The sequence below is a fragment of the Enterobacter sp. KBR-315C3_2022 genome, from assembly GCF_041399425.1.
GTDB lineage: Bacteria > Pseudomonadota > Gammaproteobacteria > Enterobacterales > Enterobacteriaceae > Enterobacter.
In genome coordinates this window covers 121,961-142,775 of the sequence record NZ_JBGKEB010000001.1, presented here as the reverse complement: position 1 = coordinate 142,775, position 20,815 = coordinate 121,961, and the positions used below count along the sequence as shown (strand labels likewise).

General features: G+C 56.4%; 22 protein-coding genes and 3 tRNA genes. 9 read left to right on the top strand and 16 right to left on the bottom strand.

Features of this window, described 5'->3' with window-relative positions; all coding sequences use genetic code 11:
- Window positions 1–38: 38 nt before the first annotated feature.
- The 4 genes from AB8804_RS00770 to AB8804_RS00755 are packed head-to-tail and all read left to right on the top strand — an operon-like array spanning window position 39 to window position 3,827.
- Window positions 39–953, top strand: a complete 915-nt coding sequence (locus tag AB8804_RS00770; protein ID WP_371182784.1) for a branched-chain amino acid ABC transporter permease LivH — start codon at window positions 39–41, stop codon at window positions 951–953.
- An 11-nt stretch (window positions 954–964) separates the two neighbouring features.
- On the top strand, window positions 965–2,242 hold the full coding sequence (gene livM, locus AB8804_RS00765) for a high-affinity branched-chain amino acid ABC transporter permease LivM (RefSeq protein WP_371182009.1): 1,278 nt from the start codon (window positions 965–967) through the stop codon (window positions 2,240–2,242).
- Entirely contained in the window at window positions 2,239–3,114 is an 876-nt protein-coding gene (locus AB8804_RS00760; RefSeq protein WP_371182007.1) for an ATP-binding cassette domain-containing protein, read from the top strand. The genes livM and AB8804_RS00760 overlap by 4 nt, the downstream gene beginning before the upstream one ends.
- Window positions 3,111–3,827 (top strand): ABC transporter ATP-binding protein, encoded by a 717-nt coding sequence (locus tag AB8804_RS00755; protein ID WP_371182005.1) that lies wholly within the window; start codon window positions 3,111–3,113, stop codon window positions 3,825–3,827. The genes AB8804_RS00760 and AB8804_RS00755 overlap by 4 nt, the downstream gene beginning before the upstream one ends.
- A 97-nt stretch (window positions 3,828–3,924) precedes the next feature.
- On the opposite strand, the gene AB8804_RS00750 is transcribed toward AB8804_RS00755, so the two are convergent.
- From AB8804_RS00750 to uvrY, 6 genes are all read right to left on the bottom strand, one after another.
- Window positions 3,925–4,011, bottom strand: a tRNA-Leu gene (locus AB8804_RS00750).
- Between the two features lie 11 nt (window positions 4,012–4,022).
- A tRNA-Cys gene (locus AB8804_RS00745) sits at window positions 4,023–4,096 on the bottom strand.
- Window positions 4,097–4,141: 45 nt separating this feature from the next.
- Window positions 4,142–4,217: transfer RNA gene (locus tag AB8804_RS00740), tRNA-Gly, on the bottom strand.
- Window positions 4,218–4,368: 151 nt separating this feature from the next.
- Entirely contained in the window at window positions 4,369–4,917 is a 549-nt protein-coding gene (gene pgsA / locus AB8804_RS00735; protein ID WP_112010617.1) for a CDP-diacylglycerol--glycerol-3-phosphate 3-phosphatidyltransferase, read from the bottom strand.
- Between the two features lie 56 nt (window positions 4,918–4,973).
- Entirely contained in the window at window positions 4,974–6,806 is a 1,833-nt protein-coding gene (gene uvrC / locus AB8804_RS00730) for an excinuclease ABC subunit UvrC (RefSeq protein WP_371182002.1), read from the bottom strand.
- On the bottom strand, window positions 6,803–7,459 hold the full coding sequence (uvrY, locus tag AB8804_RS00725) for a UvrY/SirA/GacA family response regulator transcription factor (RefSeq protein ID WP_371182000.1): 657 nt from the start codon (window positions 7,457–7,459) through the stop codon (window positions 6,803–6,805). Before uvrY ends, uvrC begins: the two co-directional genes overlap by 4 nt.
- 472 nt (window positions 7,460–7,931) lie before the next feature.
- On the opposite strand from uvrY, the gene AB8804_RS00720 reads away from it, so the two are divergent.
- The gene (locus tag AB8804_RS00720; RefSeq protein ID WP_112010614.1) at window positions 7,932–8,156 is read left to right on the top strand and encodes a DUF2594 family protein; all 225 of its coding nucleotides are present in this window, start codon (window positions 7,932–7,934) and stop codon (window positions 8,154–8,156) included.
- 67 nt (window positions 8,157–8,223) lie between these two features.
- On the opposite strand, the gene sdiA is transcribed toward AB8804_RS00720, so the two are convergent.
- From sdiA to AB8804_RS00675, 9 genes are all read right to left on the bottom strand, one after another.
- Window positions 8,224–8,946, bottom strand: a complete 723-nt coding sequence (gene sdiA / locus AB8804_RS00715) for a transcriptional regulator SdiA (protein WP_371182783.1) — start codon at window positions 8,944–8,946, stop codon at window positions 8,224–8,226.
- A gap of 222 nt (window positions 8,947–9,168) precedes the next feature.
- A complete protein-coding gene (tcyN, locus tag AB8804_RS00710) occupies window positions 9,169–9,921 on the bottom strand; it encodes an L-cystine ABC transporter ATP-binding protein TcyN (RefSeq protein ID WP_371181998.1) in 753 nt (250 codons plus the stop codon).
- Complete coding sequence (gene tcyL / locus AB8804_RS00705) at window positions 9,918–10,586, bottom strand: cystine ABC transporter permease (RefSeq protein WP_371181996.1); 669 nt, start codon at window positions 10,584–10,586, stop codon at window positions 9,918–9,920. Before tcyL ends, tcyN begins: the two co-directional genes overlap by 4 nt.
- A gap of 21 nt (window positions 10,587–10,607) precedes the next feature.
- Complete coding sequence (gene dcyD / locus AB8804_RS00700; protein WP_371181995.1) at window positions 10,608–11,594, bottom strand: D-cysteine desulfhydrase; 987 nt, start codon at window positions 11,592–11,594, stop codon at window positions 10,608–10,610.
- A 108-nt stretch (window positions 11,595–11,702) separates the two neighbouring features.
- A complete protein-coding gene (tcyJ, locus tag AB8804_RS00695) occupies window positions 11,703–12,503 on the bottom strand; it encodes a cystine ABC transporter substrate-binding protein (RefSeq protein WP_371181993.1) in 801 nt (266 codons plus the stop codon).
- Window positions 12,504–12,589: 86 nt separating this feature from the next.
- A complete protein-coding gene (fliZ, locus tag AB8804_RS00690) occupies window positions 12,590–13,141 on the bottom strand; it encodes a flagella biosynthesis regulatory protein FliZ (RefSeq protein WP_371181991.1) in 552 nt (183 codons plus the stop codon).
- Between the two features lie 54 nt (window positions 13,142–13,195).
- Window positions 13,196–13,915: an RNA polymerase sigma factor FliA gene (locus tag AB8804_RS00685; protein ID WP_112010607.1), complete on the bottom strand. Its 720-nt coding sequence runs from the start codon at window positions 13,913–13,915 to the stop codon at window positions 13,196–13,198.
- Between the two features lie 129 nt (window positions 13,916–14,044).
- The gene (fliB, locus tag AB8804_RS00680) at window positions 14,045–15,241 is read right to left on the bottom strand and encodes a flagellin lysine-N-methylase (protein ID WP_371181989.1); all 1,197 of its coding nucleotides are present in this window, start codon (window positions 15,239–15,241) and stop codon (window positions 14,045–14,047) included.
- A 61-nt stretch (window positions 15,242–15,302) separates the two neighbouring features.
- A complete protein-coding gene (locus AB8804_RS00675; protein WP_371181987.1) occupies window positions 15,303–16,127 on the bottom strand; it encodes a flagellin in 825 nt (274 codons plus the stop codon).
- Between the two features lie 403 nt (window positions 16,128–16,530).
- Here AB8804_RS00675 and fliD point away from each other — a divergent pair, with 403 nt between their 5' ends.
- From fliD to amyA, 4 genes are read left to right on the top strand one after another with little or no spacing between them, the layout of a single operon-like run.
- The gene (fliD, locus tag AB8804_RS00670) at window positions 16,531–17,955 is read left to right on the top strand and encodes a flagellar filament capping protein FliD (RefSeq protein ID WP_371181985.1); all 1,425 of its coding nucleotides are present in this window, start codon (window positions 16,531–16,533) and stop codon (window positions 17,953–17,955) included.
- Window positions 17,956–17,975: 20 nt separating this feature from the next.
- On the top strand, window positions 17,976–18,380 hold the full coding sequence (gene fliS, locus AB8804_RS00665) for a flagellar export chaperone FliS (RefSeq protein WP_112010603.1): 405 nt from the start codon (window positions 17,976–17,978) through the stop codon (window positions 18,378–18,380).
- A 5-nt stretch (window positions 18,381–18,385) separates the two neighbouring features.
- Window positions 18,386–18,760: a flagella biosynthesis regulatory protein FliT gene (gene fliT, locus AB8804_RS00660; protein ID WP_371181983.1), complete on the top strand. Its 375-nt coding sequence runs from the start codon at window positions 18,386–18,388 to the stop codon at window positions 18,758–18,760.
- A gap of 52 nt (window positions 18,761–18,812) precedes the next feature.
- Window positions 18,813–20,300: an alpha-amylase gene (gene amyA, locus AB8804_RS00655; protein ID WP_371181981.1), complete on the top strand. Its 1,488-nt coding sequence runs from the start codon at window positions 18,813–18,815 to the stop codon at window positions 20,298–20,300.
- A 96-nt stretch (window positions 20,301–20,396) separates the two neighbouring features.
- On the opposite strand, the gene yedD is transcribed toward amyA, so the two are convergent.
- Window positions 20,397–20,810 (bottom strand): lipoprotein YedD, encoded by a 414-nt coding sequence (yedD, locus tag AB8804_RS00650; protein WP_371181978.1) that lies wholly within the window; start codon window positions 20,808–20,810, stop codon window positions 20,397–20,399.
- Window positions 20,811–20,815 lie beyond the last annotated feature (5 nt).

The following is a 20,815-nucleotide window of genomic DNA, read 5'->3' as shown; positions in this document are numbered from 1 at the left end:
CGCGCGCAACGCGCGGCATAAAACACGAGCGCGCGATGATGAGTACATTCTTCCTGCAACAGCTAGTGAATGGGTTAACGCTGGGGTCCGTCTACGGGCTGATCGCCATCGGCTATACCATGGTGTACGGCATTATTGGCATGATCAACTTCGCCCACGGCGAGGTGTATATGATCTCCGCCTATCTCTGCGCCATTGGCCTGGCGCTGCTGTCGTTCTTCGGCCTGCAGTCATTCCCCCTGCTTATCCTCGGCACGCTGGTATTCACCGTTGTCGTGACGGGGGTGTACGGCTGGACCATCGAGCGCATCGCCTACAGGCCGCTGCGCAACTCGACGCGCCTGGCGCCGCTGATCTCCGCCATCGGGATGTCCCTGATACTGCAAAACTACGCCCAGCTCAGCCAGGGACCGCGCCAGCAGGGGGTGCCCACCATGCTCGACGGCGTGTTCCGCGTCCATCTGGGAGAGGGGTTCGTTCAGATCACCTATACCAAAATCTTTATCCTATTAGCGTCGTTTGCGGGCATGCTGCTGCTGACGTGGATCATCAGCCACACCCGGCTGGGCCGCATGTGCCGCGCGGTGCAACAGGATCGCAAAATGGCGTCGATTCTGGGGATTAATACCGACCGGGTGATCTCGCTGGTGTTTGTGATCGGCGCGGCGATGGCGGGGCTCGCCGGGGTGCTGATCACCATGAACTACGGCACCTTTGACTTCTACGTCGGGTTCGTCATCGGCATCAAGGCCTTTACCGCGGCGGTGCTGGGCGGCATTGGCTCCCTGCCCGGCGCCATGCTCGGCGGGCTGATACTCGGGGTCGCCGAGGCGCAGTTTTCCGGCATGGTGAACTCCGACTACAAAGATGTGTTCTCGTTTGGATTGCTGGTCGTGATCCTCATCTTCCGCCCCCAGGGGCTTCTTGGCCGCCCCGTCGTCGCCAAAGTATAAGGAACAGCGAGATGACAACATCCGAGGGTTTCTCCCTGAAGCGCTGCGTGCTGGACGCGATTTTCTCCGGCCTTATCGCGCTCATTATCTTTGGCCCCGTCGCTGGCGTTGTTCTGGACGGCTACAGCTTTAACTTTGAGGGAAAGCGGCTGGCGTGGATCATCGCCATCGTGATGCTGGGGCGTTTTCTGCTGAGCGTATTTTTAGCCACCCCGTCCGGCGCGCGCTTTCAGGCGCGCTTTGAGGCCGACAGCGCGGGGGTTTACGTCCGCCCGCCGGAGTACAAAAGCCGCCTGCGCTGGGTTGTTCCGCTGATTATCGCCCTTGCGATCTGCTTTCCGTTTGTCGCCACCAAGTACGTTTTGACCGTCGCCATCCTCGGGCTGATCTACGTCCTGCTCGGCCTGGGCCTTAACATCGTGGTCGGCCTCGCCGGGCTGCTGGATCTGGGGTACGTCGCCTTTTACGCCATCGGCGCCTACGGCCTGGCGCTCGGGTATCAGTATCTTGGGCTGGGTTTCTGGAGCATGCTGCCGCTGGCCGCGCTGATGGCCGCCGCCGCGGGCGCGCTGCTCGGCTTCCCGGTGCTGCGCATGCACGGCGATTATCTGGCGATCGTGACGCTCGGCTTCGGCGAGATTATTCGCCTGATCCTCAATAACTGGCTGACCTTTACCGGCGGCCCGAACGGCGTCTCTGCGCCGCCTCCTACCCTCTTCGGCCTTGAGTTTGGCCGACGCGCAAAAGAGGGCGGCGTGCCGTTTCACGAGTTCTTCGGCCTGACCTATAACCCCAACATGAAGTTTATCTTCATCTACGCGGTGCTGTTCATCGTGGTGCTGCTGGTGCTTTACATCAAGCACCGGCTGACGCGAATGCCGATAGGCCGGGCGTGGGAGGCGCTGCGCGAAGACGAGGTTGCCTGCCGCTCGATGGGCCTGAACCACGTGCTGGTGAAGCTTTCGGCCTTTACGCTGGGCGCTTCGACGGCGGGCATTGCTGGCGTGTTCTTCGCCACCTATCAGGGCTTCGTTAACCCCACCTCGTTTACCTTTTTTGAATCCGCGCTGATCCTCGCCATCGTGGTGCTGGGAGGGATGGGCTCGACCGTGGGCGTAGTGCTGGCGGCGTTTGTCCTGACGGTCACGCCGGAGCTGCTGCGCAGCTTTGCGGAATACCGCGTGCTGCTGTTTGGCATGCTGATGGTGGGAATGATGATTTGGCGGCCTCGCGGCCTGATCAGGATAAACCGCAGCGGTTTTACCGTGCGTAAGGGCGTGGCGCCATGAACGCAACCATACTGCGGGTAGAGCACCTGATGATGCATTTTGGCGGCATAAAGGCGCTGAATGACGTCAATCTGGAGGTGCGTCGCGGGTCGATAACCGCGCTTATCGGCCCGAACGGCGCGGGTAAAACCACGGTGTTTAACTGTCTGACCGGCTTTTATAAGGCCTCCGGCGGCGCTATCCAGCTGAACACCCGCCGAAAAACGACCGACGTTATTCAGGTGCTCGGGCAGGCGTTCCAGCCCGGCGACTGGGTCAACCCTGCGCAGCTTGGGCAGCGCTTGTTCTATAAGATGTTTGGCGGAACGCACCTGGTGAACCGCGCCGGGCTTGCGCGCACGTTTCAGAATATCCGCCTGTTTCGCGAGATGTCGGTGGTTGAGAACCTGCTGGTTGCGCAGCATATGCGCGTCAACCGCAACCTGCTCGCCGGGATACTCAACACCCCCGCCTACCGCCGCGCGGAAAGCGACGCGCTGGATCGCGCATTTTACTGGCTGGAAGTGGTGGACCTGGTGGACTGCGCGAACCGGCTGGCGGGTGAGATGTCCTACGGCCAGCAGCGGCGGCTCGAAATCGCGCGGGCGATGTGCACCGGGCCGGAGATGATCTGCCTCGACGAGCCCGCCGCCGGGCTTAACCCGGTTGAAACGCACAAGCTGAGCAGCATCATCCGCTTTCTCCGCGACCATCATGAGATCACGGTGCTCCTGATTGAGCATGATATGGGGATGGTCATGGACATTTCCGACAACATCATCGTGCTCGATCACGGCGACGTGATTGCCGAAGGGAAGCCGGACGAGATCCAGCATAATGAAAAAGTCATCGCCGCCTATCTGGGCACCGACGAGAGCGAGGTAGCCCTGTGAACGAGCCGATGCTGGAGTTTCATGAAGTCGACGTGTTTTACGGCGCGATCCAGGCGCTGAAGCAGGTCTCACTGCAGGTCAATCAGGGGGAAACCGTGGCGCTGATCGGCGCGAACGGCGCGGGAAAATCGACGCTGCTGATGTCAATTTTTGGCCAGCCCCGCATCCGCGGCGGGCAGATCCTGTTTCGCGGAGAGGAAATTAGCCACCGCTCCACCCACTACGTCGCTTCCGGCGGCATTGCCCAGGCGCCCGAGGGGCGGCGCATTTTTCCGGACATGACCGTGGAAGAGAACCTGCTCATGGGGACCATTCCGATTGGAAACGCGCACGCGGCGGAAGACATGCAGAAGATGTTTGATCTGTTTCCGCGCCTTAAGGAGCGCCGCAAGCAGCGCGCAATGACGATGTCCGGCGGCGAGCAGCAAATGCTCGCCATCGCCCGCGCGCTGATGAGCCGCCCTACGCTGCTTCTGCTGGATGAACCCAGCCTGGGGCTTGCCCCAATTGTGGTGAAGCAGATTTTCCAGACGCTGCGGGAACTGGCCCGCGGCGGCATGACGATTTTTCTGGTCGAGCAAAACGCGCATCATGCGCTGAAGCTGGCGGATCGGGGCTACGTGATGGTCAACGGCCAAATCCGCCTCAGCGGCAGCGGCGAGGACCTGTTGGGGAACCAGGAGGTGCGGAAGGCGTATTTGGGCGGGGTGTGATAATTATGCCGGGAACAAGAATTTCAGGCATAAAAAAACCACCTTTCGGTGGTTTATACGACACTGCTTATTGCTTTGATTATTCTGCTTTTTCCCATGGTAGCCGGAGTGGGACTTGAACCCACACAGCGCGAACGCCGAGGGATTTTAAATCCCTTGTGTCTACCGATTCCACCATCCGGCCAGGGAAGAAAGTGGAGGCGCGTTCCGGAGTCGAACCGGACTAGACGGATTTGCAATCCGCTACATAACCGCTTTGCTAACGCGCCGTAAATCTTTCAAACTGACACCCGCTGTTGCGCATGTCTTTAATTTGGAGCGGGAAACGAGACTCGAACTCGCGACCCCGACCTTGGCAAGGTCGTGCTCTACCAACTGAGCTATTCCCGCATGTCACCAAGCGTTATCTAATCACTTGATTTCATTATCGTCTGGCGAACCGTGCCGCCGTTCGATGCGTTGCATTCTACTGATATGACGTTTTGAGTCAACGTTATTTTTTGCATCCCCGGATCGTTTGCTGAAAATTACGGCGAAACGATCACTGTTCAAGCAAATCGCCGCGCGCGGCGTTCAAATACTGCAGCATTGACCACAGCGTGAGCACCGCGGCGACCCACAGCAGGCCAATCCCCGCCCACTCTACCCAGGCGTTTGGACGCCACAGCATCCACACCAGCGCGGCCATTTGCGCGGTGGTTTTCACCTTGCCGATCCACGACACCGCCACGCTGCTGCGCTTGCCCAGTTCCGCCATCCACTCGCGCAGCGCGGAGATGATGATCTCGCGGCCAATCATCGTTGCCGCAGGCAGCGTCACCCACCACGTGTGATAGTGTTCCGCCACCAGCACCATCGCGATCGCTACCATCACTTTGTCTGCTACCGGATCGAGGAACGCGCCAAAGCGGGTGCTCTGATTCCAGCGGCGCGCCAGATAGCCATCAAACCAGTCCGTGACGGCAGCAATCAGGAAAATGAGCGCACAGGCAAAGGGAGCCCAGACAACCGGCAGATAAAACGCCAGTACAAAGAACGGGATAAGTACGACGCGAAAGAGGGTAAGCAACGTAGGGATATTATATTGCATGATGACGGTAACTGTCTGTTGTCAGTAAAATTTAGCTCTATGTTGCTACAGAGCCCTCAATGTTTCAACGAGTAGTAGATCTTTTCTGCCAGCGCTTGCGAAATACCCGGAACTTTTGCAATTTCTTCAATGCTGGCATTGAGTAAGCCTTGCAATCCGCCCATATATTTCAGCAGCATTTGACGACGCTTCGGCCCCACGCCTTCGATCGTCTCCAGCGTGCTGGTGTTTTTGACTTTGGCCCGTTTCTTACGGTGGCCGCCGATAGCGTGATCGTGCGACTCATCGCGAATATGCTGGATGACGTGCAGCGCGGGGGAATCCGGCGGCAGGCTGAAGCCCTCGCCTTCCGGCTCAAAGAACAGCGTCTCCAGCCCGGCTTTACGATCGGCCCCTTTTGCCACGCCTAACAGCAGCGGATGGTTTTTGTCCCACTCCACGTCAAGCGAGGCAAAGACCGCTTTAGCCTGGCCGAGCTGCCCTTTCCCACCGTCGATCAGAATCACGTCCGGGATCTTGCTCTCTTCAATCGCTTTGCCGTAGCGGCGGCGCAGGACCTGGTTCATTGCCGCATAATCATCACCCGGCGTAATGCCGGTAATATTATAGCGTCGATATTCTGCGCGCAGCGGGCCGTTCGCGTCGAAGACCACGCAGGAGGCAACGGTCTGCTCGCCCATCGTGTGGCTGATGTCGAAGCATTCCATGCGTTTAACCTCCGGCAGCTGCAGAACCGTCGCCAGCGCGCTCAGGCGCTGATGAACCGTCGACTGCTGGGAGAGCTTGGTCGTGAGCGCCGTCGCGGCGTTGGTGCGCGCAAGCTTAAGGTAGCGCGCGCGGTCACCGCGCGGTTTGGTCTGGACGTTAACCCGGCGCCCCGCAAGTTCAGAAAGCGACTCCGCCAGCAGGGTTTTATCGTCCAGATTAAAGTCGAGCAGGATCTCCGAGGGCAGCGTGCGCATCTGGCTTCCCTGGAGGTAGAATTGCCCGACGAACGTTTCGACCACTTCGCCGAGCTCCGTGCCGCCCGGCACTTTCGGGAAGTAGCTGCGGCTGCCCAGCACTTTGCCCTGGCGGATAAACAGCACGTGAACGCAGGCCAGCCCGGCGTCAAAGGCAACGCCGATCACGTCCAGATCGTCGCCCGTATTGGAAACGAACTGTTTCTCGGTGACCCGCCGCACGGCCTGGATCTGGTCGCGAATGCGCGCGGCCTCTTCGAACTCCAGCGCGACGCTCGCCTTCTCCATGCGGGCAATCAGCTGCGTTAACACCTGATCGTCTTTACCGGCTAAAAACAGGCGTACGTACTCCACCTGCTGCGCATAGTCGTCTTCGCTGACCAGCCCTTCGACGCACGGCCCAAGGCAGCGGCCAATTTGGTACTGCAGGCACGGGCGCGAGCGGTTGCGGTATACGCTGTTTTCGCACTGGCGCACCGGGAAGATTTTTTGCAGCAGCGCCAGCGTTTCGCGCACCGCATAGCCGTTCGGGAACGGCCCGAAGTATTCACCTTTCGCATGCTTGGCGCCGCGGTGCATCGCCAGACGCGGATGGGTGTCCCCGCTCAGGAAGATAAACGGGTACGACTTATCGTCACGCAGCAGGACGTTGTAGCGCGGCTGGTAAAGCTTAATGTAGTTATGTTCCAGCAGCAGTGCTTCCGTCTCCGTGTGGGTTACGGTGACGTCAATATTCTGGATGAGGGCAACGAGGGCTTCGGTCTTTCGGGAGGCCAGATTGCTGCGAAAATAGCTGGAGAGGCGCTTTTTGAGATCTTTCGCCTTCCCGACATAGATAACCGTACCGCCAGCATCGTACATGCGGTAAACGCCAGGCTGGCTGGTAACGGTTTTTAGAAACGCTTTTGAATCGAAAACTTCACTCACTGACTGACTAACGACTCCGCATTGCACAGACCATGACGAATAGCCAGGTGCGTCAATTCGACATCACCGTGAATGTTCAGTTTACTGAACATCCGATAGCGGTAGCTGTTAACCGTTTTCGGGCTGAGATTCAGCTGCTCAGAAATCTCATTCACCTTCTGACCTTTAGTAATCATCAGCATAATCTGCAATTCGCGCTCAGACAAACTGGAAAACGGCGATTCGGTTTTATCCGGTTCGATTTGGCTCAGCGCCATTTGCTGAGCAATGTCAGAGGCAATGTAGCGCTGTCCGGCAAAGACGGAGCGAATGGCGTTAACCACTTCCTGCGGCGCCGCGCCTTTGCTGAGATAGCCAGCCGCGCCCGCCTGCATGACCTTAGCAGGCAGCGGGTTCTCGGTATGTACGGTCAGCATGATGACTTTGGTATCGACAAACGTGCGGGCAATTTTGCGCGTGGCTTCAAGACCACCGATGCCGGGCATGTTCATATCCATCAGCACCACGTCTGCGGAGTTCGCGCGACACCATTTCACGGCATCTTCGCCGCAGCACGCTTCACCCGCGACTTTAATGCCCTTTATATCTTCAAGAATGCGACGTATCCCTGCGCGCACCAGTTCGTGGTCATCAACAAGAAGGACGTTGATCAAAGGAAATGTCTCCAGAATAGGGATAACGCTACTGACTGCTAATGGTGTTTATATTAACGTTTTTCGGACCAAGATTAAAACGTTTAAATTCGGCGAGGGGACGTTGCTCTCGTTTCTGGAAATGAGCCTGTACAGATGCTGGAAACAAAACCCGCGAAATACAGGCTCCTACAACTCTTTTTAAGCATCTGTATTCAAAAAGTTACAAAACCTTCTCATTGAAGGCAGAAGAAATAGCGCCTTCTATTTTTTTGTAACAACAATTAACGGAACGCCTACGCCGGATAAACAATTAATAGACTTTATATGCTATATGCTGATCACATTACCGGGTGGACGCTGTGTGGTAAATAAGCGGAGCGAGGAAAAGTACAAAAAACAACCGCTGCTTTTTTTGTTACGCCTTGTGGTATACTCCGCCGCCTTACGTTCATCGTCGCGCTCGAGCGCTGTTTTATAATGAGGAAAATAAATGAGCACACCTGAATTCGCCACGGCCGAGAATAACCTGGAACTGGCTCAGGAAGTCAACTGCCTGAAATCACTCCTGACGCTCATGCTGCAAGCGATGGGCCAGGCCGATGCAGGCCGGGTGATCATTAAGATGGAAAAACAGATCGCGCAGATGGAAAACCAGGCTGAGTCCGCGGTATTCGCCAATACCGTTAAGCAAATTAAACAAGCCTACCGCCAGTAAAAAAATAACGGCTGGATGCGAAGCATTCAGCCGTTGTCTTGTCTGGCACGCAGAACGTATTTTGCGATCAGATGAGTCCCGTCGCCGCCGCGTAGCACGCTATCTGCGTTTTATTCGGCGCGTTGAACTTCTTCTGCATATTCTTCTGATGGAAATTAACCGTATTTTCCGAAATGGAAAGAATGATCGCGATTTCCGCTGACGTCTTCCCTTCAGCCGTCCACTTCAGAATTTCCCGCTCGCGCTTGCTGAATTTCATTTCCGGCGGCATGACCGTTTCATGCTCAAAACGCAGCAGCGACGTTAATGCCATCTGGACCAGCATCTGCAGCCGCAGCTCTATTTCCTCATTAGCCATCGCAATAGCCCGAACGCTAGTACGCGAGACGGAAAGAAAGCCCAGCGCATGATTCGGCAGCATCAGGCACTGCGTTATTCCCGCGCACAATCCATGATCGCGCGCGCCATCCCATAACGCCTGCGCGTCGGCGAATAATTCGTCCGACCACGGCAAATGGCCCTGAACAAAATTCTCGGCTTTCAATACGGGATCGATAGCGAAATAGTTTTCCGCCCGATAGTGCGCCATCCACGGTTTTGGATAGCTGGAATGAATCGAAATCTTAGGTCGCGTAAAAGGTACAGGATGACGAACGCACAGGGCGAAATAATCATATTCCAGCAGCTGCGTTTGCTGCTGAAGTTCCTGATAAACCTCGTCGGCACAGGTTAATGCCTGAAATCGTAGATAACATTCCCGTCGCCAGGTGAAAAAGTCTGTATCCCTCATACCTACTGAATGAAGCCTCTGATAAAGATAATCATTATTATGGTGAATATAACCTATCACATAAAACTTTTTTAGAATCATAAAATATCGGCAATATTATGATTAACTTTAGGTTAAACAGGGTTAATTCGTTCTGACTGGAATAAAAAAACACGGCAGCGGGAACCGCGGGAGAATAATTTGCTCCAGAGAAAAAATCTGGAGCAAATTAAAGCAGAAATGCTACTGCACCAGGAATTTCTCAAGGAACTGGCGCGTGCGCGGCTGCTGCGGGTCGGCAAACAGGCTCTTCGCCGGGCCCTGCTCAACGATGCGTCCCTGGTCCATAAAGATGGCGCGGTCGGCCACGTCGCGGGCGAAGCTCATTTCGTGCGTCACAATCACCATCGTTCGCTTCTCCTGCGCCAGCTGGCGAATGGTGTTGAGCACCTCACCCACCAGCTCGGGATCGAGCGCCGACGTCGGCTCGTCGAACAGAATCACGTCCGGACGCATGGCAAGCGCCCGCGCGATGGCCACGCGCTGCTGCTGCCCGCCGGACAGGCGGCGCGGATAGCTCGTCTCCTTGCCCGCCAGCCCGACCTTCGCCAGCAGTTCGCGCGCGCGCGCCGTGGCCTCGTCTTTCGGTTCGCCCTTCACGATAACCGGCCCTTCGATGATGTTCTCCAGCACCGTACGGTGCGGGAACAGGTTAAAGCTCTGAAACACGAAGCCCACGTGCTGACGCAGGCTGCGGATCAACCCTTTTTGCTGGCTGATGGATTTGGCGGTGTCGATGGTAATATCGCCCACCCGAATCGTGCCGCCCTCAGGCTGTTCCAGCAGGTTGATGCTGCGCAGCAGCGTGGTTTTTCCCGAGCCGCTCGGCCCGATAATGGCGACCACCTCCCCCTGCTCCACCTCGAGGTCAATGCCGTGGAGCACCGTCTGGCCGTGGAATTTTTTCACCAGGTTTTTAACGTCGATAGCACTCATTTCGGATCACGCTCCTGGCGGTTCAGCTGGTTCTCAAAATAGTTTTGCAGCGCGGAGAGCACCGTCGCCATCACCCAGTAAATCAGGGACGCCGCCAGGTACATGGTGAACACTTCCAGCGTGCGCGAGGTGATGAGCTGCGCCTGGCGGAACAGCTCCGGCACCTGAATCGTGGCCGCCAGCGAGGTGTCCTTCACCAGGCTGATAAAGCTGTTGCTCAGCGGAGGCAGCGCAACGCGTGCCGCCTGCGGAAGGATCGCGCGGCGCAGGGTTTGCCACGGCGTCATGCCGATACTGGCGGCCGCTTCCCACTGCCCTTTGTCGATAGACGAAATGGCCGCGCGCAGCGTTTCCGAGGTGTATGCCGCCGTGTTCAGGGACAGGCCAATCATCGCCGCCGGGATCGGATCAAGCTCGATGCCGAACTGCGGCAGGCCGTAGTAGATCATAAAGAGCTGGGCGATGAGCGGCGTGCCGCGAAAGACCGAGATGTAAAACCGCGCCAGCCAGCGCACCGGCCACACTTGCGACATGCGCATCAGCGCCAGCACGAACCCGAGCACCAGCCCGAAGAACATCCCGCCGATGCTGAGCTGCAGCGTAAACACCGCGCCCTTAAGCAGATACGGCAGCGAATCAATAACCAGTTGAATACTCTCTTGCATTATTCTTCTTCGACCTGATTTTTAGACGTGAGGATGGTAGGCAAACAGCGCGGGCGCCCCGCCGGTGTGGACAAATAAAATCGGCCCTTCATCCTTAAAGCGCTTTTGGGCGATCCCGTCGATAAGCCCCGCCATCGCCTTGCCGGTGTAGACCGGGTCCAGCAAAATGCCTTCGAGACGGGCCAGCAGCTTGACCGCCTCCATCCCTTCATCGTTTGGCGTGCCGTAACCCGGCGCAAAATAGTCGTCCCAGAGCAAAATATCGGCCCTGGCCTGCAGCTCAAGCTGCCCGGCCACCGCCTGCTGGAGCGTCACCACCTTCGGCTTTTGCTCCGCCACGCTGCGGGAGACCGTCACGCCGATCAGCTCCACGTCGGGGAGCAGCTGCTCCAGCCCCACCGCCAGCCCGGCGTGCGTGCCCGCGCTGCCGGACGCGACCACCACCGAGGATAGACTCACCGCCCCTTCGCACTGCTGGGCAATTTCCAGCGCGCTTTCCACGTAGCCCAGCGCCCCGAGCGCGTTTGAGCCGCCCACCGGAACGACGTACGGGCGGAAGCCCTGCGCTTCCAGACGCGTCGCCAGCTCGTCGAGCTGCGCCGCCGGGTCGGTCAGGGCATCGACCATTTCGACCTGCACGTTAAACAGGTCCAGCAGCAGGCGGTTACCGTTGGTCAGGTAGTTTTCAGCCTTCGTGCCGATGGGGTTTTCCAGCAGCGCCACGCAGTGCAGGCCCAGCTTCGCCGCGACCGCCGCGGTCTGCCGCACGTGGTTGGACTGAATCGCGCCCGCGGTAATCAGCGTATCCGCCCCTTCACGCAGCGCGTCGGCGGCGAGAAGCTCCAGCTTGCGCAATTTGTTCCCGCCCATCGCCATCGGGGTTACGTCGTCACGCTTGATAAAAATATCGCGCCCCACGTAGTCCGAAAAGCGCGGCAGGTACTCGAGCGGCGTCGGCGCGCCGATAAATTCCAGCCGGGGAAAGCGCGTTAAATTTTGCAGTGACATGAAGCCTCCGGTAACTCAAATCCATAGAATATTTTTTTATTATGCACGCAGTCGCAGCAGAAATAAAAAAGGCGCTTTTATAAGCGCCTTTTTTTAGCGGTCAAAGACTTATTTGGTGACGTCTGCGCCGAACCACTTCTCGGAGAGCGCCTTCAGGCTGCCGTCTTTCTGCATCTCAGCTATAGCCGCGTCGATGGCTTTCACCAGATCTTCATTGCCTTTACGCACCGCCACGCCGGACGCCTGACGGGAGAACGCATCACCGGCTACTGCCAGGGTATTGTTGGTTTTCTTCACCAGATCCAGCGCCGCCAGGCGGTCAACCAGAATGGCGTCGATACGGCCTACGCGCAGGTCCTGATACTTGGTCGGGTCATCGTCATAGGTGCGAATGTCCACGCCCTGCACGTTCTGGCGCAGCCACTCTTCGTAGTTGGTGCCCAGACCCACGCCCACTTTCTTACCTTTCAGGTCGGCAGCGGATTTAATAGAGCCTTCATTGCCTTTCTTCACCAGCGCCTGAATACCGGACACGGTGTACGGCGTGGAGAAGTCGTATTTCTTCTTACGCTCGTCAGAAATCGTGACCTGGTTAATCACCACGTCAATACGTTTGGAATCCAGTGAGGCCAGCATGCCGTCCCATTTGGTCGGCTTCAGCGACGCCTTCACGCCGAGGTGCTTCGCCAGCTCTTCGGCAAATTCCACTTCGAAACCGGTCAGCTTGCCGTCATCGCCCTGGAAGCTGAACGGAGGATAAGTCCCTTCCAGCCCCACCAGCAGCGTGCCGCGCTCTTTTACCTTGTTCAACAGATTGTCCGCCGCGAACGTTTTCACGCTCATTCCCGCGACCAGCGCAACGGCCATCATCCCCAACATCGCCTGACGACCCAGAAGTGCTAATTTCATAAGTACCCCGATACAGTGGAATTTTTGTGTAGTGTAGAGAATTCGCCTACAACGTCAAAGGCGACTTCTCTACATCTTATTCACTTTTAATATATATCAGAAGTTGTGTCGGCGAGGACTTTCTGCTTCATCGCGCCGGGCATTTGCACCTTATATTGCGCGTACTTGCGCAGCGCGATGCGGTAGTTGTTGGTGCTGGTTGCCGGCAGCCACGGTTCCAGATTTTCATCCAGATACCCCGTCTGAAGCAGATCGCGGGAGATGTTTTGCACGGAAAGATGCTGGCCCAGGCGGCGCAGGCGAACCACGTATTCGCGCACGGTGCCGTGGCTCATTTCCGTCTGTTCAAACAGGAATTGCTTAAAGCCGATGATATCAAAGAAGTCGCTTTGCTCTTTGCAGTGGAGATCGCCACAGAAACGGCAAAGCGCTACCCACTCCCGCTGCTCTTCAAGCCAGGCGGCTTCGTCCAGCAGGGTGTCGAGACGAGAAATCGCGATTTTGTTGACGATTTCGCCGCGACGCACCAGCGTGATGCGGTCGAGTAGCTTGTTGCAGTGCGCGCAATGCGTCTGGCTGTGCTTAAAGTCTTTCAGGTAGCGGCTTAGTGGCCGTCTTTTAAGGTGCTGCACCGTCATGATAACTCCTGGTTGTCAATACGTTGTGCGGCATTTGTTAGATGAATCAATCACCTAGAGCTTACCCAGCTTGGTTCGTAAGCGTTTAATGGCCTGGCTGTGCAGCTGGCTAACCCGCGACTCCCCCACTTCCAGCACTGCGCCAATCTCTTTGAGGTTGAGCTCTTCCTGGTAATAGAGGGTCAACACCAGCTGTTCGCGCTCGGGCAAAGCCTCGATCGCTTCCATCACGCGCTGGCGTAAATTCCCTTCCATGAGGTGGTGTAACGGGTTTTCCTGCTGGTGCTCATCCGTCACCAGCTCGATGCTATCGCCATGCTCTTCGCGCCACTCGTCATAGGAGAAGAGTTGGCTATTATTGGTATCAAGCAACATCTGACGATACTCTTCAACAGCAATACCCAGACGCTCCGCCACTTCGGTTTCCGTCGCGTTGCGCCCAAGCTCCTGTTCCAGCTGCCCCATCGCATGCGCCACTTCGCGCGCGTTGCGGCGAACGCTGCGCGGCACCCAGTCGCGGCTGCGCAGCTCGTCCAGCATCGCACCACGAATACGCTGAACTGCGTAAGTCGTAAATGCCGTTCCTTGCAGAGCGTCGTATCGGTCAACTGCATTCAATAACCCGATACCGCCCGCCTGTAGCAGATCGTCCAGTTCCACACTCGCCGGCAAACGCACCTGGAGGCGCAATGCTTCGTGACGCACCAGCGGGACATAACGCTGCCACAGCGAGTGTTTATCCATTACACCTTCAGCGGTATAGAGTGTATTCACGATAAACAGCCCTGCGTTAATTGAGTTATCGGCATGATTATCCGATTCTGCAGGGCGTTCAATTGGATGAAAAAGGGGGTTAAAGTGAGGTTATTCTGAGGTTGCCCCGCACGGGGGCATTTTGCCGCGCTAAATTAACAGCTGCAGCAGGGAAAGATCGTCTCCCATCCTCACGTTCTCTATTTGCTGATGAAAGAGCTTTTGCACGTCGGCATTATGCTGGCTAAGAGAATGAAAACTATAAATAACGTCGATGACGTTATCGTGATGAATTTCCCCCGCCACCTTCGCATGGCCCGCGAGCAGCGTTTTAATATAGTAGTATTCCGCCACGATCAAATAGAGGTTATTCAGCATGCCGCGGCCGTTATTTTGCGGGAAGCCCTGCTGCCACAGCTTATATTTGAAAAAGTTCTTAAACAGGTGGTCATTCTGAATGAGTAAATCCGCGGAAGCGCTACGCCATGCCGCTTCGATATCCTGCATGATGCGCTGCGCGTCGTCCGCCGCGTCAAACTGGGCGTACAGCTGCCTGAAATAGCGGTTCAGCACCGCTCCGCCCCGGCTCGCCATTTTTTGCGAGAAGTAGCTTTGCATCAGCGAGATAAGCGAGAACTTAAGGCCGTAGTTTTGCGAGAAGCCCTGCAGTTCGGCCTTTATTTTGCCGCTCTCAAGCTCATTGACCAGCGCGAAATAGACCGTTTCAAGCGTGGAAATACCGTCTTCAATGCTCTCAAGCTTTTCGGCCACCATGAGGAATTTCACCATGGCGTAAATTTGCTCTTCAACGCTGACGTGCGCCACGTTCAGGATATTCTGGCAGAAGAGGTTAATCACCTTCGTGCGCATATCCAGCGGCGGCGCGTTATTGACGTCCTGCTGAACGTGCGTGGATTCCATCAGGGCCATCGACTCGCGGTCGCTCAGCAAAAGCCGCGTCACCTCGGGGCACGACAGGTTCAGTGATTTTTCAACGTCGTTTTTATAGATTCGACTGGCGCGCGGGAAGGTTGAGCAGGTTGGGCTAAGCGCCTCAGCGCCGAGAGAGCCGTGGATCGCGCAGAGCTTTTCCGCATCCATAAACGGGCAGCTTTTACTTTCCGCATGGAATATCACTTCGCCCCAGTTCTCGTACTGCTTTTTGGTCACCTTGATTGCCGTTTTCGCAGTATGGCGAATCGCGGCGTTTTTGCTGTTCTGATAGCGATTAACCGACGATTTATCAAACGAGATGGTCCAGCCCTGGCAGCAGTGCTCGCGGCACGCGCCTCCGACGCAGGAAAAATCTGCGACCAGCTTTGGTTGGGTAACACTGATTTGTTTCATCGGCGGATACTCAAATTGCAGAGACAAAAAAACCCCGCCGAAGCGGGGCCTTATGCGTAAATTAACGCAGCAGAGACAGAACGGTCTGTGGAACCTGGTTTGCCTGAGACAGAACGGAAGTACCAGCCTGCTGCAGGATCTGCGCGCGGGACATGTTAGATACTTCAGTTGCGTAGTCAGCGTCCTGGATACGGGACTGAGCAGCAGACAGGTTGTTAGAGGTGTTGTTCAGGTTGTTGATAGCAGAAGTGAAGCGGTTCTGCACAGCACCCAGGCCTGAACGCGCGGTATCCACTTTAGCGATAGCTTTGTCAATGGTGTCCAGATCGGTCGCGGTCATTGCTTTCAGGTCGATAGCGTTCACGCCCAGAGTGGTGGTGTCCGCTTTCGCGCCGCTCAGGTCCAGATCGATGGTGTCACCGTCGTTCACGCCAACCTGAATTTTAACAACGCCAGCAGTACCTGCGGTACCGTCCAGCAGCTTGATGCCGTTGAAGTCGGTTTTGCCCGCTACGCGGTTGATTTCAGCCAGACGCGCGGTAACTTCATCCTGCAGGGAAGCCAGGTCGGAGGTGCTGTTAGTACCGGTGCTTGCCTGAACCGCCAGCTCACGAACGCGCTGCAAGTTGTTGTTGATTTCGTTCAGGGAACCTTCAGCGGTCTGCGCCATGGAGATACCGTCGTTGGCGTTACGCGCTGCCTGAGTCATGCCCTTGATCTGAGCAGTCATGCGGTTTGCAATCGCCTGGCCAGCAGCATCGTCTTTCGCGCTGTTGATACGCAGACCTGAAGACAGACGCTCAATAGCCGTGCCCAGAGAAGACTGAGATTTGTTCAGGTTGTTCTGAGTAGTCAGTGACATCAGGTTAGTATTGATAACTGCCATAATTTTCTTTCCTTCAAAAATTGGGTTTTAGGTCCGGTGCCTAACACTCACAGCGTCTCTCACCGTCAACAAGGTTATCGACGGGTCCCCAAAAGACTTTAGAAATCAATTTTGAAAAAATTACATAATATTGATTTTAAAGGATTTTAATTTCAAAAAAGGATTTAACGCAGTAAATTACCCCTAATTCTGCGGGCTATTTGGGTCTTTATTTACCCGCCCACAAGGCGTGGTTTTTATGCGGACTTTCGCCTGTGGATATATTTCCCTAACGACAATCCTTTCATTTACTGCTTAATGCAGCGCCTATTCCTGGGATTATTTTTTTCTCTTATACGTAAACTTTTCGCTCAAGAGGCCGATAAGAGTCCTGAACTACTTTCGTATTTTAAGGAAAATATGCATGGCTACTATCAGTAACCTCGGGATAGGTTCTGCAGGACTCGGGGATTTATATAATCAGTTGGACGCGGCAGAAAGAACCAAGCTGACGACGATTACTTCCCAGCAATCGACGTATAACGCACAGTTAAGCGCTTACGGCAAGCTGCAGAGCGCCATGACTTCGCTGCAAACCGCAACCGCCGCGCTCGGTAAAACCGCGACCTGGAACTCCACGTCCGTCAGCAGCACCAACACGGCGTTCACCGCGACAACGGCGGCAGACGCGTCCGTGGGCACCTTTGTGGTGAACGTGAACCAGGTGGCGAAAGCGCAGGCGTTGACCACCGGTTCCTATGCCAGCAATACCGCACAGCTGGGCGACACTACGGGCACCACGCGCAAGATCACCATCACCCAGCCGGGCACTAAAACGCCGCTGGAAGTGAACGTCGCAGACGATGACACCTCGCTGGCCGGGATCGCGAGCGCAATCAACAAGGCCAACGGCAACGTGACGGCCAGCGTGATCAAAGCGAAGGACGGCGATTATCGCCTGATGCTGACCTCAAAAACCACCGGTACCGACGGTGAGATGACGATCAGCGTCACCGGCGACGACAAGCTGCAAAGCGCGATTGGCTACGATTCCACGGCGAAGGCCGGCGGGCTGACGGTCAACACCGCGGCGCAGAACGCCATCGTGGTGGTGAACAATATTGAGATTGAGCGTCAATCCAACACCATCACCGACGCCCTGCCCGGCGTGACGTTTACGCTGAAAGCGGAAAGCAAAGCGGATGAAATGCTGGAAGTGTCGCGTGCGACCGACGCTAACCAGAAGGCGATTACCGACTGGGTAACGGCCTACAACTCGCTGCAGTCCACCATCAACAGCCTGACCAAATACGTGGCTGTCGATGCGGGTAACGGCAGCCAGTCCGCCAGCAACGGCGCGCTGGTGGGCGACGCGAACGTGCGCGGCATTCAGTCCCAGCTGCGCGGCCTGCTGACCGAAGCGCAAAGCGGCTCCATTCAGATCATGGCGCAGCTCGGCATTACGCAGGACCCGACCAAGGCCGCAGACGGCACCGTCGGCAACCTGAAGGTCGACAGCGATAAGCTGAAAAAAGCCCTGACGGATAACCCGGACGCCATCCAGCAGTACTTTATTGGCGACGGCAAAACCACCGGCATGGCCACCAAGATGAGCAAAACGCTGGATTCGATGCTGAGCACCAGCGTGGGCAATGCGGGCGTGATTCAAAACGCCAAAGACGGGATCAACAAAACGCTGAAGAGCCTGGGCGAGCGTTACGACGCGATGGAAGCGCAGATTGATGCCACCATGGCGCGTTACAAAACGCAGTTCACCAGTCTGGACGTATTGGTAACCAAAATGACCAACACCGCCAACTATTTGACCCAACAGTTCTCACAGAAATAATCGTTGTATCAGGAGTGGATATGTATAGCACCTCTGGTGTTCAGTCCTATCAAAAGATAGGCGTTGAAAGTGCAGTAATGAATGCCAGTCCACACCAGCTGATCGTGATGTTGTTTGACGGGGCGCACAGCGCCCTTGTCCGCGCGCGCCTGTTTCTCGAGGCCGGACAAATTCGGGAAAAAGGCGAAGCCTTATCCAAAGCCATCAACATTATCGACAACGGGTTAAAAGCGGGGCTGAACATGGAGGTTGAAAGCGAATTGTCCGGTAATCTTGCCTCCTTGTATGAATATATGGTTCGACGTTTGTTACACGCAAATGTGAGTAACGACGTAGACGCAATTGTTGAAGTCGAGGGTTTATTAAACAACATTGCGGATGCGTGGAAGCAAATAGGCCCCAATGCGTCCTCTATCTCAGGATAATTTTGATGAATATTCCCAGCGCAGCGCTTAGTCACTGGCATGCTTTGCATGCTCAAAGCATTGCCATGCTAAATCTTGCTCGTTCCGGCCAATGGGATGAGCTTATCGAGCAGGAAATGCATTACGTCCAACTGGTGGAGAGTATTTGGCAAAACCCCATCACGTCATGCCCCCCCGCTCAGGTTGAGCAAGCGCGTTTTCTGTTGGAGAAGATCCTCGAAAACGAGAACCAGCTTAAGGCCATGCTGAAGTCCCGCATGGACGAGCTGCGCAGCCTCATCGATCAAACCGGCAAACAGCAATCCGTTACGTCGACCTACGGAAAGCTGTCTGGGAATATTCTTTATCCAGAAAGTTTGACCCGCGACACACAATTATGATTTCTTCATCCATACTCCAGAAGTCAGCCAAACGGCTTCTGGAGCACGGACGATGAAAAACCCCACCCTTTTACAATGCTTTCACTGGTATTACCCCACTGGCGGTGAGCTGTGGCCTGAGGTCACGGCCCTGGCCCCCAACCTGAATGAAATCGGTATCAACATGGTCTGGCTACCCCCTGCGTACAAAGGCGCATCGGGCGGCTATTCCGTCGGGTACGATTCCTACGACCTTTTCGATCTCGGCGAATTCGACCAGAAGGGCAGCGTGGCCACCAAATACGGCGACAAAGCCCAGCTGCTGGAAGCCATTAACGCCTTAAAGAGCAACGAGATTGCGGTGCTGCTGGACGTGGTGGTGAACCACAAAATGGGCGCCGACGAAAAAGAACAGGTGCGCGTTCAGCGCGTGAACGAGCAGGATCGCACGCAAATCGACGATGAGATTATCGAGTGCGAGGCCTGGACCCGCTACACCTTCCCGGTGCGCGCCGGACAGTATTCGCAGTTCGTCTGGGACTACAAATGCTTCAGCGGCATTGACCACATCGAAAACCCCGACAAGGACGGCATCTTTAAAATCGTCAACGACTATACCGGCGAGGGCTGGAACGATCAGGTCGACGGCGAGATGGGCAACTTCGACTACCTGATGGGCGAGAACATCGATTTTCGCAACCACGCGGTCACCGAGGAGATCAAATACTGGGCGCGCTGGGTGATGGAGCAGACCCACTGCGACGGCTTCCGCCTCGATGCGGTTAAGCACATCCCCGCCTGGTTCTACAAGGAGTGGATCGAGCACGTTCAGGAAGTGTCGGAAAAGCCGCTGTTCGTGGTGGCGGAATACTGGTCGCACGACGTCGGCGCGCTGAAGAACTACATCGACCAGGTCGAGGGCAAAACGATGCTGTTCGACGCCCCGCTGCAGATGAAGTTCCACGAGGCGTCGCGCATGGGCCGGGACTACGACATGAGCCAGATTTTTACCGGCACGCTGGTCGAAACCGATCCGTTCCACGCCGTGACGCTGGTTGCCAACCACGACACCCAGCCGCTGCAGGCGCTGGAGGCCCCGGTCGAAGCCTGGTTTAAGCCGCTGGCCTACGCCCTGATCCTGCTGCGCGAAAACGGCGTGCCGAGCGTCTTTTACCCCGATCTGTTCGGTGCGACCTACGACGACACCGGCGGCGACGGTGAGACGTATCATATTGATATGCCGGTTATCGAGCAGCTACACGAGCTGATCCTCGCCCGCCAGCGCTTCGCCCACGGCGTGCAGACGCTGTTCTTCGATCACCCCAACTGCATTGCCTTCAGCCGCAGCGGCACCGAGGACGATCCCGGCTGCGTGGTGGTGCTCTCCAACGGCGACGAGGGGGAAAAGGTGATTTGCCTGGGCGAGAACTACGGGAATAAAACCTGGCGTGACTTCATGGGGAACCGCGAAGAGACCGTCACCACCGCGGCAGACGGCGAAGGCACCTTTACCTGCAACGGCGGCAGCGTCAGCGTGTGGGTGATTGAGGACGCGCTGTAATACTGGAAAAGTGCGTACGGATGCCCTCTCCCACAGGGCTGAGGGCGTCTGTTTTGTAGGCCGGGTAAGGCGACGCCGCCACCCGGCTAAAAACGCTTACGGCAGCTGACTCTCTAGCGGATTTTTGCTCAGGTAATCTGCGCACTCCACCGTTGGGCGGTCAACCTTGCGCAGCTCCATGCCGTCATACTCCAGCAGCGAACCATCGCGATCGAGCGGGTAAACGTCCAGCTTGCGGGTCACGTTGAGGTAATCGTCTGAGCGGAGCATGATTTTACCCGGCACGGCGATCACGCGCTGCCACTGGCGGCAGTCCAGCGTATCGCCCTCCGGCGTCACCACCAGCGTGGCGATCGCCTCCGGGCTGACCAGGCTGCTCTGCGGCCCTGCCGACTGCCAGTAGCCCACCAGGTTCGCCGGAGCCGGATGCTTAACCACGTCCTGATAGTTATCGACCTGAGCACAGCCGGCTAGCGCCAGCAGCGCGCCAACAATTGCTATCTTTTTCATCATCT